The following is a 12,646-nucleotide window of genomic DNA, read 5'->3' on the forward strand; positions in this document are numbered from 1 at the left end:
AGGCCCGGACGCGGCCAATGCGGTCAAAGGAAAGGATGCACCGATGCCACTTGTAGAACGCCTGAGCCGAGAGGGGATCACGCCCGAAGTCAGCCGTCCGGACCCAGCCAAGGTTGTCAGGGGCGATCCGGTGCATACGACGTGGAACGCCGAGGACAGGGACGGCCTTTATTCTGGCCTTTGGCAAAGCACGCCCGGTGCCTGGCGGATCAGCTATGCAGAATGGGAATATGTCCATATCCATTCCGGCCATTCGATCCTGACCGGCGAGGATGGCAGCGTCACCCACCTGCGGGCAGGTGACAGCTATCTGATCCGCCCGGGGTTTTCAGGCATCTGGGAGGTGGTGGAAACCACCCTGAAGGACTACGTTATCCGCTCGTGAAGCTGTCGGAAGTTCCGACAGTGACAACGTCAGCCGGCAATTGCGGCCTGGCGCAATCTGCCGGATCAATCCCGCGGCGTGCGCAAGCGGCAAGGCGCTGCTTGTCGGCCTTTGCGGCGGCTTCCCGGTCGCGTTCCGCCTGCCGCGCGATCTGTTCCAGATCACGTTCTTTCTTGGAGATGTTTTCGGGTGTCGAGGAAACGAGGCGGCCGTAGGCATCGCTCATCTGCGGGCCTTCGATGGCAAGGCTTTCCGCTTCGGTCCGCACCTTGACCCTGGTTCCATTGTCGGCGCGTGAATACAGGTCGATCGCGTCCTGATTGAACAGGCGGATACAGCCGGCGCTGGTTGCATAGCCGATGGAGGCGGCATCGGCGGTGCCGTGGATGCGGAACATCGTGTCGCGACCGCCGCGGTAAAGATAGAGCGCCCGTGCGCCAAGCGGATTCGTCAGGCCACCCGGAAGGCCTCCGGCATAGGCAGCGTATAGGTCGGGCCGGGTGCGGACCATGTTGGCGGTCGGCTGCCAGGCGGGCCATTCCGCCTTGCGACCGATCACGCCCGTGCCACGAAACGACAGTCCTTCGCGCCCCACGGCGATGGGATAGCGCATGGCGCGGCCCCCTTCCATCACCAGATAGAGCTTGCGCGAATAGGTGTCGACAACGATCGTCCCCGGCTGATCGTCGCCGGCATAGGCCACTTCTTCCCTGCGGTTGCCTTCGTAAAGATATTGGGCGGGGACGGGTTCGATGAAGAACTCTCCATCCTGAATACCCTCATATCCGGGGACCACGGGTGGCGCTTCGGGCGCTTTCGGGGTTCCGGCGCAGGCTGCAAGCAAAGGAAGGGCAAGGATCGCGAAGATCCGGGCAAGGACAGGGGACACTTGGACTACTCTGGTTTGTGGCAGTTGGCCGCAGCTTGCGCCACGCGGGTGGCCCTGCGTCAACCCCCAAGTGGAAAAATTTGCTGAATCTTTCCGATAGCTGCCGCCCCGGAGCAGGATTCCCGCTGAATCCGGGGCGGCAGATGGTGTGTGATCAGTTCAGCGCGCCGATCGACCAGAAGTAGGTTTCGCCGCTGCTGTCGTTGGTCCCGTCATTGTCGGTTACCAGCCAGCCGATGCCTGCGGCGTCCACGGCAAAGCCTTCGACCTTCTCGGAGGTATAGCCGCCGTGCAGGTTCAGGTCGGGGATCAGGTCGCGGACCAGTTCCTTGGTGACCACCGGCAGCGGGCCACCCAAGGGGGCGGGCGCCAGATCGGCCAGAGCCACGCGCGTCAGCTTTTTGGTTGCGGCCCGGTCGGCATTCTGGTTGTCCCGCTCGATCAGATAGAGATGATCGCCCGACAACGTGATCTCTGACAGCCCCATCCAGGCACCCTCGCCCGGCGCATCCAGCGGGTAATGCACCGCTGTCCAGCTGGCATTCGTGATGTCATAGGCCAGAAGCTTGACCATCCCCGCCGGATCGTCCTGCCATTCGCGCTGGACGGCCAGCCACAGGACATCGCCAACCTTGGTCACGCCTTCAAATCCAAAGCGGATTTCCTGATCAAGCAGAACTTCGGGCAGCGGGATTTCCTTGGTGATCTTGCCGTCGGCATCCACATGCAGCAGCGCATGCGGGATCAGCCGGTCGCTGCGACCTTCCGAGGCCAGCCAGAACCCGCCTTCTCCATCCGAGGTGATCCCCTCCAGATCCAGCTTTTGTGCCGTTTCACCGCCGCGTGTTACCACGGTTGCCGCAGTGATCCTTGCCGGGGCCTGGCTTGCGTCGATGGTGTAGATTGTCGGCGCAGCGGACAGGGCGGAATCGCTGACCGCATATAGCTTGCCCGCCTCTGCCGGATCGGCTGCCAGCCCCGACAGGGCCGCCCAGCCGATCAGCGTGTCCGTCCCTGCGCTGGTGATCGTCGGATAGGCTGCAACGCCTTCGGCCCGCGCGTAGACCATGACATGCGCCGGGGCCAGACCGTCGGCCCGCAGGTCGACTTCGTTTGCCGTGGCAAACAGGTTTCGCGCCGGGATCGCCACCATGCCTTCGGGGCTGATGCCCGAGGGCAGGATCTGCTTCAGCACCGGCGCAGCCGGGTTCGTCAGGTCATAGACTGCGACAAGCGATGCGCGTTCGGATGCGACAAACAGATGCGGGACACCATCAAACGTGGCGACCTCGACCGATTCCAGTTCCACGCCCTTTGAATTGCGGTGATCCGGGTAATGCCCCATCGCCACCATGGCATGTTCGAGGCTTGAACCCGAGTCGTAGGCCACTGATCCATCGCGATTGAAGATGGTGAAGCCACGAGAGCCGCCCTTCCAGTCGCCCTCGTTTGCCGTCACGAAATGATCCGCGTCCACCCATTTCACCGCGTCCGGTTCGCGTGGCACACCCATCTTTGCGCCCGAGAAATCCATTTTCCCGTCACGCCCGGTGTCAATTCCGGTCAGGTCCACCGCACCTGCACTGAAATGGCCAGAGACCACCCCATCCGCGCCGATGACAACGATGTGGTTGTTTTCCTGCAAGGTGACGACAATCTCGCCCGCCGGGTTCACGTCCACATATTCCGGTTCAGGGTCATCACCGGCCACGTCGGCCAGACCGGTCAGGTCGATCCTCTGCATGGCCGCGCAATCCGCAACGCCCCCGGTGATTGGCAGCTTGACCACAAACCCCGCCGGCATCTGCGGCAGAGCGCCATCATTCAGGTCTTCGTCGCGCTCGTTTTCTATGGCGATTGCAAGGAAGGATCCGTCCTTCGCCCGCGCTACCGCATCCGGCTGTCCGCCGATGTCACATTCAGCCACCACCGCTTTTGTCGCCGGGTCAACCGTCACCAGTTTGCCCGAAGGGTTCGCAAGGCTTTCCGAGGTGTTCACGCCGGCAAAGATCATGCTGCCTACGAAAACGGCCGTTGTCGGCTCGCCACCCACGTCGATATTCCCCATCGGCTTTGGTGCTTTCGGGTCGGTTATGTCGACCAGCCCGACCACGCCCAAGGGGCTGTCGGTGTATACCAGAACCATCCCGTCTTCGCTGGCGCTGATGATCTCGGCGCTGGTTTCGCGCGAACGGTCTTCGCCTTCGGCCATGTTTGCCGGGGTGGCAAGGGACGCCACCCGGTTGAACACCATTTCGGCGCTTGCGGGCAATGCGGTTGCAAGGGCAAGTGCAGAGGTCAGGCAGAGTCTGAATTGCATCGGGGCGGTCCTTTCGCTGAAAAGTCCCGCCCCGAGTGGCCGCCTATCGCATCAGTTCCATGACAGGGTCATGATGTTTTGGTTAAGCCACCACGTTGAACGCAGGCCCGTAAGGGTAATGCGTGATGTCCTCGGGCTCGTCCTCGGTCACGACGAAGATGTCATGCTCGCGGTAGCCACCGGCCCCCGGCATGCCTTCGGGGATCGTCAGCATCGGCTCCATCGAGATGACCATTCCGGGCTCCAGCACCGTGTCGATATCCTCACGCAGTTCCAGCGCCGCCTCGCGGCCATAGTAGTGCGACAGGATCCCGAAGGAATGCCCATAGCCGAAGGTACGGTATTGCAGCATCTGCCGTTCGGCCAGGAACTCGTTGATCTTCATGGTGATCTCGGCGCAGGACGCGCCGGGCTTCAGAAGCTTCATCCCGAATTCATGGCTGTCGATGTTGGTCTGCCAGACCTTCATTGACGCATCATCCACCTCGCCCACGAACAGCGTGCGTTCCAGCGCGGTGTAGTAGCCGCTGATCATCGGAAAGCAGTTGAGGCTGAGGATATCGCCATGCTGCAACTTGCGGTTCGTCACCGGGTTATGCGCGCCGTCGGTGTTGATGCCCGACTGGAACCAGACCCATGTGTCACGGTATTCCGCATCGGGGAAGCGCTTGGCAATCTCGCGCTCCATCGCGTCGCGTCCGGCGATGGAAACCTCCAGCTCGGTCGCGCCGACCTTGATCGCCTCGCGGATCGCATAGCCGCCCACGTCAGCCACATTGGCGCCGTGCTTGATCATGGTGATCTCGGCCGGGGATTTCTTCATCCGCTGGAACATCGTCGCGGGCGCGATATCCATGCCCTTCTTCGGCTTCAGGAAGGTGTTCAGCTTCTCCATCCGCTCCACCGTCAGGTGGTCCGCCTCGCAGCCGATGTTCTTGCCCTCGCCGGTGACCGAAGCCACCGCACGCCACATGTTGTCGCGCGTCCAGTCGGTATAGGTGATGTTGTCGGCAATCGACCGGCGCCACGGCTGGCCCGCGTCGATCCCGGCGCTGATCGTCACACATTCGGTTTTCGTGACGACGCAGGCATAGGGCCGCCCGAACGAGCAATAGAGAAAGCCCGAGTAATAGGCGACGTTGTGCATCGAGGTCAGGACCACGGCGTCCAGCTCGTGCATCTCCATGATCTCGCGCAGGCCTTCAAGGCGGTCGTGGTATTCCTGATCGGCAAAGGGAAGCGTGTCCTTCGCCCCACCATTGTGGAAGCGGTACATTGCGGGTCGGTTCAGTGTCATGTCAGACCTCCGTCACGGGGATACGCTGCTTGCGGAACCCCGAAAGGTCCCGGCGTACAGGACGGTGGCAGGATTGCCCTGCAAGCGGTGGGGCAAATGCCCCTGCGGCGACGCCATCGCCACGGCTCCGGCAAAGTCCTGCCGCAGGTCGCGGCAATTTGCAAGCTTTCGCTGATATTTCCGGCCTCGTCTTGCGGGATTTCCGGGCGCACCCATCTTTGTCAGGCCGCAATCAAGGAGAATGGGATGCGCTGCCCGGTGGATAACGAAACTCTGGTCATGGCCGACCGCAGGGGAATCGAAATCGACTACTGCCCGAAATGCCGAGGCGTATGGCTGGACCGGGGAGAGTTGGACAAGATCATCGAACGTTCGTTTGGCGCGACCGCGACCGCGCCTGCCCCGGTCTTGGCCCCGACGCCCTCGCCGCCGTTCCGCCATACAGCGCCGGTCTACCAGCCAGAGCCCCGCGCGCCGCAGACGTTGCGCGACGATGACCGCCGCGAGAAGCGCCGTCGCGATGACGACGACGATGATGATGACCATCGCCGAGGTCACAAGAAGAAGCGGCGCGAAAGCTTTCTGTCGGATATCTTCGATTTCTGACGGGCCGCCTCCGCCTGCCTCATCGCCGGTCCACCCGACGGATTGGCCGATTGTCCCTGGGCAATCGTCCGTCCAGCCTTATTCGACCTGCAGCGATTCCAGAAAGCTCACCACTGAAAGCACCCTGCCTTGGGTGATCATCGCGGCGTCCTTCGGGTCGATCGTGGGGCTTTCAAGCGTTTGGCTCATGAAAAAGTCGCCCCAGATCGGCATCTCGGTCTGACCATGCGCCTGAATGGACCGCCGCCCATAGATCGCCTCGATCACCTGCGCGGCTGGAAATACGCCGTTGTTGTTGCGGGCAAGCAGGCGCAAATCTGCCGGCGGCTGGGCGAAAAGCACCCCAACCATGCCATCCCCGGCCCCGGACTCGCCATGACAGACAACGCAGTAATCCTTGTAGATATTTGCGCCAAAGGATGCGTCCTGTGCCTGAATGGCGGCACCGCCCGTCAACGTGAACAGGGCGCAAAGCCCCGCCAGTTCGAATGTCTTGACCATGACAGACCCTCCCGCCGATCCTTGCCTCTTGCGCAGGTCAGCATCGCTTGGGCCGGGGTTCATTGATTGCCGTCAACGCATGGCACTCTGTCGGGAAAAGTCCCGCGTGATACGCAGGTCTCCTTTTGCATCACGGCCGCTTGCCCTAAGGTCGATCCACGACCCGCCACGGGACAACGCGACAGAGGGTGCCGATGCGACCCGGACCACACAATCTGATCACCGATGTTGCAGGCCTGCGCGTCGGCAATGCACAGGACAAAGGGCTGCGGTCCGGGGTGACGGTCCTGACCGCCGACCGCCCCTTCGTGGCGGGCGTTCACGTCATGGGGGGCGCCCCGGGAACGCGCGAGACGGATCTACTGGCGCCCGACCGGCTGGTCGATCAGGTGGATGCGCTGTTCCTGTCAGGTGGGTCCGCCTTTGGTCTTGATGCCGGAACCGGTATCATGGCGGGGTTGCGCGCCATTGGGCGGGGCTTTGTGGTTGGTCCGGTGCGGGTGCCTATCGTGCCGGGGGCGATCCTCTTTGATCTTCTGAACGGTGGGGCGAAGGATTGGCGGGACAGCCCATATCCTGTCCTGGGCCGCGCGGCGCTGGACGCTGCCGCCGCCGTCTTTGCGATTGGCTCTGCCGGGGGGGGATATGGGGCGATGACAGGCACCCTGAAGGGCGGGCTTGGGTCGGCCTCGGCGGTGCTGCCGTCTGGTATCACCGTGGGGGCGCTGGTTGCGGTAAACGCGCTTGGCGCGGCAACGGTGGGTGAGACCGGCCATTTCTGGGCCGCGCCTTGGGAACAGGGGGATGAATTCGGCGGTCTTGGCCCGGCCCCGATGCAGCCAGACATGGCCCCCTTGCCGCAAAAGCGGCTGGGTGAGTCGACGACGATTGCCATTGTCGCAACCGATGCCGCGCTGACCAAGGCGCAGGCGCAGCGCATGGCCGTTGCCGCGCATGACGGAATGGCGCGGGCGCTGGTGCCATCGCATACAGCGCTGGACGGTGACCTTGTGTTCGCCGTTTCCACCGCCGGGCGCGTGATGACTGACCCGCTGGTTGACGGCTTCCAGATCGGCCATGCCGCCGCAAGCTGCCTTTCGCGGGCCATTGCCCGGGCGGTGTATTTGGCAAAGCCAGTGGACGGCGACCTGCAACCCAGTTGGCACGCGCGCTTCGGCAAGGAGCAAGGTGCGGGCTGAAGGCTGAAGGCGGAGGTGCGCGCTACCAGCGCTTCAATGCAGCCTCATCGGCGTCCTTGGCGGCCACCCAGTCCGACCCATCGGCTCCGATCTCTTTCTTCCAGAACGGTGCGCGGGATTTCAGGTAGTCCATCAGGAACTCGGCCGCCGCAAACGCATCGGCGCGGTGCGGAGCCGCGGTGGCAACCATCATGATCGTCTCACCCGGGGCAAGCCTGCCGTGGCGGTGAATGACCAGCACATCGGCCAGCGACCAACGCCTGACGGCTTCGTCCGCGATGGCGGCAATCGCCTTTTCGGTCATGCCGGGATAATGCTCGATCTCCATCGCCGAAAGGGCGCCACCGTCGTTCCGCACGAGCCCGGTGAAGGTCACAATCGCCCCTGCGGCCCCTGCACCCGTTACAGCTGCGGAAAAGGCCGAGGTTTCGGCCCCAAGGTCGAAGGGTTCGGACTGGACCGCGATCTTCATCCTAGCCCCCGGTCATCGGTGGAAAGAAGGCGACCTCCCGCACCCCGGAAAGCGGAGCATCAAAGGACGACAGTTCCTGATCCAGTGCAACGCGCAACGCCGAAAGGTCGGCAAAGGCGGCGGCGTAGCGGTCCTCCCGGGCGCGGAGCTGGTCGATAAGGTCGGCCACCGTCGCGGCCGAGGTTTCCACCTTTTCCCGCGGCAGGCCGATCCGTTCCCGAACCCAGGCGAAATACAGCACGTCGATCATGTGTCTTCCCGCAGGAATGGCAGCGATTTACGGAAATACTCCCACCCCGTCAAAAGGGTCAGCGCCGCGGCCAGCCACATCAGCCAGATGCCGACAAGGTTGGCATAGGAGGCACAGTCGCGGTTGCCGCAGGCACGGACCGGATCGGCAAGCCCGGCCGAAACCGCTTCGGCGTATTGATCGGTTGTCATGCCCTGCATCGCAACGCCGTTCAGATATTCCAGCCCGGTGCCAAGAAACAGGACGGCAATGGCAATCATCTGCGCCGTGGTCTTCCACTTGGCCAATTGCGTGACCTTCAACAGCGCTGCCTTGGCGCCAAGAAATTCCCGCAGGCCGGATACGAAAACCTCGCGGAACAGGATCAGCGTCGCGGGCAGGATCAGCCAGGGGTTCATGCCGTTGTAGCCCGTGATCACCATCAGGGCGATGACCACCATGGCCTTGTCGGCAATCGGGTCGAGCATCGCGCCGAACTTGGATTCCTGCTTCCAGAGCCGGGCGAGGTAGCCGTCGAACCAATCGGTGATCGCAGCGCCGACAAAAAGGGCAAGGGCGAACCAGTCAGCCCATGGACGATGGAAATAAAGGAACATCAGGGCCACGCCGGGCGCTGCGAGCAGGCGAAGAACGGTAAGGGTGTTCGGAATGTTCCAGCGCATGTGGAATTCGTAGACCAAGGTGTTGCGGGACGAAAGGGTATTCGTGGCTCAGTCAGGCGCAGCGGAGCAAGTGGCGGATCGCCCCCTATCCCTTGGCCGAGAAGAAATCGGCAATCGTGCGGGCCATCGCTTCGGAAATCCCGTCCACCGCCTGAAGATCTGTCAGCCCGGCGCGGGCGACGGCCTTCGCTGACCCGAAGTGCTGGAGAAGCGCGCGTTTGCGGGCGGCACCGATGCCGGGAATGTCGTCGAGGGGGGTCAGGCTGACCGCCTTTGCCCGCTTGGCGCGGTGGGCGCCGATGGCCCAGCGGTGCGCCTCATCGCGCAGGCGCTGGATGAAGTAGAGGACGGGATCATTGCGTTGGAGCGCGAAGGGGCGTTCGCCGGGGCGGTGGAATTCTTCCTTGCCTGCATCGCGGTCGATGCCTTTGGCGACGCCGATCATCGGGATATCCTCGACGCTGAGTTCGGACATGATCCCGGCCACCGCCGACACCTGCCCCGCGCCGCCGTCAATCAGAAGGAGGTCGGGCCACCTGTCCGACTTCCGCTCGGGATCTTCTTTCAGCAGGCGCTCGAATCGGCGGGTCAGGACTTCCTTCATCATGCCGAAGTCGTCGGAATTGGCCCCGGCATCCGACTTGATGTTGAACTTGCGGTATTGCGATTTCAAGAAGCCTTCCGGCCCGGCGACGATCATGCCGCCCACGGCATTGGTGCCCTGGATGTGGGAGTTGTCGTAAACCTCGATCCGCTGCGGCGGGGAATCCAGGTCGAAGGCCTCGGCCAGACCGTGCAGCAGCTTGTTCTGAGTGGTGCTTTCCGCCATCCGCCGGGCAAGGCTTTCGCGGGCGTTCCTTGCGGCGTTTTCCACCAGTTCCGCCTTTTCACCACGCTGGGGAACGGCAAGTTCCACCTTGCGCCCGGCGCGGGTGGCCAGCGCCTCGGCCACCAGATCGGGGTTTTCCACCGGATGTGACAGCAAGATCAGGCGGGGCGGATCCTTGTCGTCGTAGAACTGGGCAAGGAATGCCTCCATGATCTCGGGTTCTTCCGCCCCCGCCCCGGTCTTGGGGTAGAAGTCGCGGTTGCCCCAGCTTTGGTTGGCGCGGATGAAGAAGACCTGAACGCAGGCCTGCCCGTGTTCGAGGTGGAGCGCCACCACATCCGCCTCGGCCACGTTTGCCGGGTTGATGCCCTGGGTCTGCTGGACCTGGGTGAGCGCCTTGATCCGGTCCCGCAGGGCGGCAGCGCGTTCAAACTCCATCGCTTCGCTGGCCTCGGCCATGGATCTGGCAAGGTCCGCCTGCACGGATGTGGTCTTCCCCTCCAGAAAGCGGGTCGCATCAGCGACGAGGGTCGCATAGCCGTCTTGGCTGATCTTGCCCACACAGGGTGCCGAACAACGCTTGATCTGGTATTGCAGGCAGGGTCGGGTGCGGCTTTCGAACATCGCATCCGAGCAGTTGCGCAAGAGGAACACCTTCTGCAACTGGTTCAGCGTCCGGTTCACCGCGCCCGCGCTGGCGAAGGGGCCGAAATAGGCGCCCTTTTCCGATTTCTTGCCGCGATGCTTCTTGATCTGGGGAAAGGGGTGTTCCGACGAGATCAGGATGTTCGGGAACGATTTGTCGTCGCGCAGAAGCACGTTGTAGCGCGGCTTCAACTGCTTGATCAGGTTTTGCTCAAGCAAAAGCGCCTCAAGTTCCGTGCGCGTGGTCAGGAACATCATCGAGGCGGTTTCATGGATCATCCGCGCGATCCGCCCCGAATGGCCGGATGGGCGAGCGTAATTTGACACCCGCGCCTTAAGGTTGCGCGCCTTGCCGACGTACAGCACCTCGGACGCCGCGTTCAGCATCCGGTAGACGCCGGGCGAGCCGTCGAGCGTCCGGAGGTAATCCTGGATCACCTCATGCCCGGTGCGGGGTGCGGTTGTCGGGGTTTCATCCATGGTGTTCAGGCTGTCGATTCTTGGTCGGGGCTGCAATGAACCACGGGCAGGGGCAAGAGGAAAGCTGTCCACGGTTTATGTGGATAACTCTGCGGAGAAGATTTCGGGAGCGTCGATTTTCCGTTGTTTTCAGCCCGGTTCACTGGCTTGCCTATTTTTTGTGCAGTTTGTCAAGCCATTGATTGTGAAGGAAAGATTTTAAACCACTTGGCAAATCCCTGAAAACTCACGGTAATTGTGACGGCGATGTGAACCGGGCATGAAAAGTGGACAACTCAGTTCAGGGCCACCGGATCGCGCTATTCGACCCCAAGCACATCGGGGGTTTGCCAGGCAAGATGCTGCCCGCCGTCGATGGCCAGAAACTGGCCGGTAACAGCCGGGCTGTCGAGGAAAAATCCAAGCGCTGCGGTGATATCTGATGGGTTCGCGCCGCGCCCGAGGATTGTCGAGGCGCGCTGTCGGGCAAAGTGATCGGCCGATTGCCGCGCCCCTTGCAGGGTCGGGCCGGGACCGATGGCGTTGACGCGGACATGGGGCGCCAGCCCTTGCGCTGCGGTGCGGGTCAGCGCCCAAAGGCCCATCTTGGCGATGGTATAGCTGGAAAATTCGGGCGTCAGCTTCAGGATGCGCTGGTCGATCATGTTGACGATCAGGCCCTGTGCCAGCGGCTCGCCATTTTCATCCTTCTTCGCAGGGGGGCATTGCCGGGCGAAGGCTTGGGTGAGGACATAAGGCGCGCGCAGGTTCGATTCGATGTGCCGGTCCCAACTGGTGCGGGTCGCGGTGTCGATCCGGTCATATTCGAAGATCGAGGCATTGTTGACCAGCACGGTCAGCGGCCCAAGGGCGGCGGTTGCGGCGGGAATCAGGGCTTCGGTCTCGGCCTCGACCAGAAGGTCGGCCTGAAAGGTTGCGGCCCGGCGGCCCATGGCGCGGATTTCGGTGGCCACAGCCTCTGCCTCATCGCGCGACGCGGCATAATGCAGCGCCAGATCATGCCCGCGCCGCGCCAGATACAGCGCCATCGCGCGGCCAAGCCGCCTGCCCGCGCCAGTCACCAGTGCCGTCATTTCGCCTTGTCCCCGCAGTCACAGCTTTTCTGGCCGATCAGATAGCGCCCGCATTTGGCGCAGACATGGGGCTTGCCGGCTTTTCGTGACCGGTCCTTCCGCAGGATGCGGGGCAGGGCAGACGGAAACAGCGCCCGGCCGATCAGGGCGACCAGCACCATGAGACCAAGGAAGATGATGATGATCTTGAGCAGCATCTAAAGACCGTAACGCGCCCAAAGCGCGCGGTCATCCAGCGCGCCGATGGTCTGATCGACAAGCGACAGGCCAAGCCGCTGAAACAGGCTGCGCTTGCGGCCATAGGGGACAAGTTTGACCTTCTCGCCGTAAAGCGCCTTCAGTTTTGGCACCATATGGGCGACGCCATCCACCAGCCCAAGGTCAACGGCCTGCTGGCCAACCCAGACATCGGCATTGAACACGTCAGCGGTCTGGTCAAGCCTTGCGCCGCGTGCCTGCTTTACATGGTCGATGAAGGATTGATGGATCGGGGCCTGCAGGGCTTTCAGACGTTCCACATCTTCGGGCTTTTGCGGCAGAAACGGGTCGGCAAGGCTTTTGGACTTGCCCGCCGTCACCACGCGCCGTTCAACCCCTTGCCGTGCCATCAGATCGGGAAAACCGAAAGACGCGAAGATCACCCCAATCGACCCGACGATGGAGCTGCCATCCACCCAGATGTCATCCGCTGCACAGGCCAACCAATACCCGCCCGAGGCCGCCACATCCTCGACAAAGGCATGGACAGGCACCTTCTTTTCATCGGCCAGCCGCCGTATCCGTGCGGCGATCAGCGAGGACTGCACCGCCGACCCGCCGGGCGAGTTGATCAGCAGCGCCACCGCCGCAGGCTTGCCGCGGGAAAAGGCACGGTCGATCAGGGGGGCAAGCCCTTCGTCATTCAACCCGCGCGCGCCGCTGCCGATGGTGCCGCCAAGGCGGATCACGGGAACGAAGGCGGGTCTGGGCAGGAAGGGAATGAAACGCATCATGGGCCAGAGGTAAGCCTTCGGGGGCTTGCGGGCAAGTGCGGCGCGG

General features: G+C 62.8%; 14 protein-coding genes. 3 read left to right on the forward strand and 11 right to left on the reverse strand.

Annotated elements, in window-relative coordinates:
* The first annotated feature begins 43 nt into the window (after window positions 1-43).
* On the forward strand, window positions 44-385 hold the full coding sequence (locus QUV21_RS11600) for a cupin domain-containing protein (protein ID WP_300855100.1): 342 nt from the start codon (window positions 44-46) through the stop codon (window positions 383-385).
* Here the strand turns inward: QUV21_RS11600 and QUV21_RS11605 are convergent.
* The 3 genes from QUV21_RS11605 to QUV21_RS11615 form a co-directional block, all read right to left on the reverse strand.
* Window positions 372-1,298, reverse strand: a complete 927-nt coding sequence (locus QUV21_RS11605) for a L,D-transpeptidase (RefSeq protein WP_300855304.1) — start codon at window positions 1,296-1,298, stop codon at window positions 372-374. The two genes, QUV21_RS11600 and QUV21_RS11605, sit on opposite strands and share 14 nt — an antisense overlap.
* A gap of 130 nt (window positions 1,299-1,428) precedes the next feature.
* A complete protein-coding gene (locus QUV21_RS11610) occupies window positions 1,429-3,594 on the reverse strand; it encodes an esterase-like activity of phytase family protein (protein WP_300855102.1) in 2,166 nt (721 codons plus the stop codon).
* A gap of 82 nt (window positions 3,595-3,676) precedes the next feature.
* Complete coding sequence (locus tag QUV21_RS11615; protein WP_300855104.1) at window positions 3,677-4,891, reverse strand: aminopeptidase P family protein; 1,215 nt, start codon at window positions 4,889-4,891, stop codon at window positions 3,677-3,679.
* 246 nt (window positions 4,892-5,137) lie between these two features.
* Here QUV21_RS11615 and QUV21_RS11620 point away from each other — a divergent pair, with 246 nt between their 5' ends.
* Window positions 5,138-5,497 carry a zf-TFIIB domain-containing protein gene (locus QUV21_RS11620; protein WP_300855105.1) on the forward strand — a complete coding sequence of 120 codons (360 nt, stop codon included), beginning with the start codon at window positions 5,138-5,140 and terminating at the stop codon, window positions 5,495-5,497.
* A 78-nt stretch (window positions 5,498-5,575) separates the two neighbouring features.
* Here QUV21_RS11620 and QUV21_RS11625 read toward each other — a convergent pair whose 3' ends face one another.
* Window positions 5,576-5,998 (reverse strand): c-type cytochrome, encoded by a 423-nt coding sequence (locus tag QUV21_RS11625; RefSeq protein WP_300855106.1) that lies wholly within the window; start codon window positions 5,996-5,998, stop codon window positions 5,576-5,578.
* A 194-nt stretch (window positions 5,999-6,192) separates the two neighbouring features.
* Here QUV21_RS11625 and QUV21_RS11630 point away from each other — a divergent pair, with 194 nt between their 5' ends.
* Window positions 6,193-7,197 carry a P1 family peptidase gene (locus QUV21_RS11630; RefSeq protein ID WP_300855107.1) on the forward strand — a complete coding sequence of 335 codons (1,005 nt, stop codon included), beginning with the start codon at window positions 6,193-6,195 and terminating at the stop codon, window positions 7,195-7,197.
* 22 nt (window positions 7,198-7,219) lie between these two features.
* Here the strand turns inward: QUV21_RS11630 and QUV21_RS11635 are convergent, their stop codons facing one another.
* From QUV21_RS11635 to QUV21_RS11665, 7 genes are all read right to left on the reverse strand, one after another.
* Window positions 7,220-7,669, reverse strand: a complete 450-nt coding sequence (locus tag QUV21_RS11635) for a molybdenum cofactor biosynthesis protein MoaE (protein ID WP_300855109.1) — start codon at window positions 7,667-7,669, stop codon at window positions 7,220-7,222.
* A 1-nt stretch (window position 7,670) separates the two neighbouring features.
* Window positions 7,671-7,919: a molybdopterin converting factor subunit 1 gene (gene moaD / locus QUV21_RS11640; RefSeq protein ID WP_300855110.1), complete on the reverse strand. Its 249-nt coding sequence runs from the start codon at window positions 7,917-7,919 to the stop codon at window positions 7,671-7,673.
* On the reverse strand, window positions 7,916-8,581 hold the full coding sequence (pgsA, locus tag QUV21_RS11645) for a CDP-diacylglycerol--glycerol-3-phosphate 3-phosphatidyltransferase (RefSeq protein WP_300855111.1): 666 nt from the start codon (window positions 8,579-8,581) through the stop codon (window positions 7,916-7,918). The genes moaD and pgsA overlap by 4 nt, the downstream gene beginning before the upstream one ends.
* An 85-nt stretch (window positions 8,582-8,666) precedes the next feature.
* Complete coding sequence (gene uvrC / locus QUV21_RS11650) at window positions 8,667-10,535, reverse strand: excinuclease ABC subunit UvrC (RefSeq protein ID WP_300855112.1); 1,869 nt, start codon at window positions 10,533-10,535, stop codon at window positions 8,667-8,669.
* A 299-nt stretch (window positions 10,536-10,834) separates the two neighbouring features.
* Window positions 10,835-11,608, reverse strand: a complete 774-nt coding sequence (locus QUV21_RS11655; protein WP_300855113.1) for an SDR family oxidoreductase — start codon at window positions 11,606-11,608, stop codon at window positions 10,835-10,837.
* A complete protein-coding gene (locus QUV21_RS11660; protein ID WP_300855114.1) occupies window positions 11,605-11,805 on the reverse strand; it encodes a hypothetical protein in 201 nt (66 codons plus the stop codon). Before QUV21_RS11660 ends, QUV21_RS11655 begins: the two co-directional genes overlap by 4 nt.
* Window positions 11,806-12,600, reverse strand: a complete 795-nt coding sequence (locus tag QUV21_RS11665) for a S49 family peptidase (RefSeq protein ID WP_300855305.1) — start codon at window positions 12,598-12,600, stop codon at window positions 11,806-11,808.
* Window positions 12,601-12,646 lie beyond the last annotated feature (46 nt).

Origin of the sequence: Tabrizicola sp., assembly GCF_030373185.1 — a bacterium.
GTDB lineage: Bacteria > Pseudomonadota > Alphaproteobacteria > Rhodobacterales > Rhodobacteraceae > Tabrizicola.

Coding starts and splice junctions, on each gene's coding strand:
- QUV21_RS11600 (WP_300855100.1), top strand. CDS start 44: ATGCCACTTGTAGAACGCCTGAGCCGAGAGGGGATCACGCCCGAAGTC.
- QUV21_RS11610 (WP_300855102.1), bottom strand. CDS start 3,594: ATGCAATTCAGACTCTGCCTGACCTCTGCACTTGCCCTTGCAACCGCA.
- QUV21_RS11615 (WP_300855104.1), bottom strand. CDS start 4,891: ATGACACTGAACCGACCCGCAATGTACCGCTTCCACAATGGTGGGGCG.
- QUV21_RS11620 (WP_300855105.1), top strand. CDS start 5,138: ATGCGCTGCCCGGTGGATAACGAAACTCTGGTCATGGCCGACCGCAGG.
- QUV21_RS11625 (WP_300855106.1), bottom strand. CDS start 5,998: ATGGTCAAGACATTCGAACTGGCGGGGCTTTGCGCCCTGTTCACGTTG.
- QUV21_RS11630 (WP_300855107.1), top strand. CDS start 6,193: ATGCGACCCGGACCACACAATCTGATCACCGATGTTGCAGGCCTGCGC.
- QUV21_RS11635 (WP_300855109.1), bottom strand. CDS start 7,669: ATGAAGATCGCGGTCCAGTCCGAACCCTTCGACCTTGGGGCCGAAACC.
- moaD (WP_300855110.1), bottom strand. CDS start 7,919: ATGATCGACGTGCTGTATTTCGCCTGGGTTCGGGAACGGATCGGCCTG.
- pgsA (WP_300855111.1), bottom strand. CDS start 8,581: ATGCGCTGGAACATTCCGAACACCCTTACCGTTCTTCGCCTGCTCGCA.
- uvrC (WP_300855112.1), bottom strand. CDS start 10,535: ATGGATGAAACCCCGACAACCGCACCCCGCACCGGGCATGAGGTGATC.
- QUV21_RS11655 (WP_300855113.1), bottom strand. CDS start 11,608: ATGACGGCACTGGTGACTGGCGCGGGCAGGCGGCTTGGCCGCGCGATG.
- QUV21_RS11660 (WP_300855114.1), bottom strand. CDS start 11,805: ATGCTGCTCAAGATCATCATCATCTTCCTTGGTCTCATGGTGCTGGTC.
- QUV21_RS11665 (WP_300855305.1), bottom strand. CDS start 12,600: ATGATGCGTTTCATTCCCTTCCTGCCCAGACCCGCCTTCGTTCCCGTG.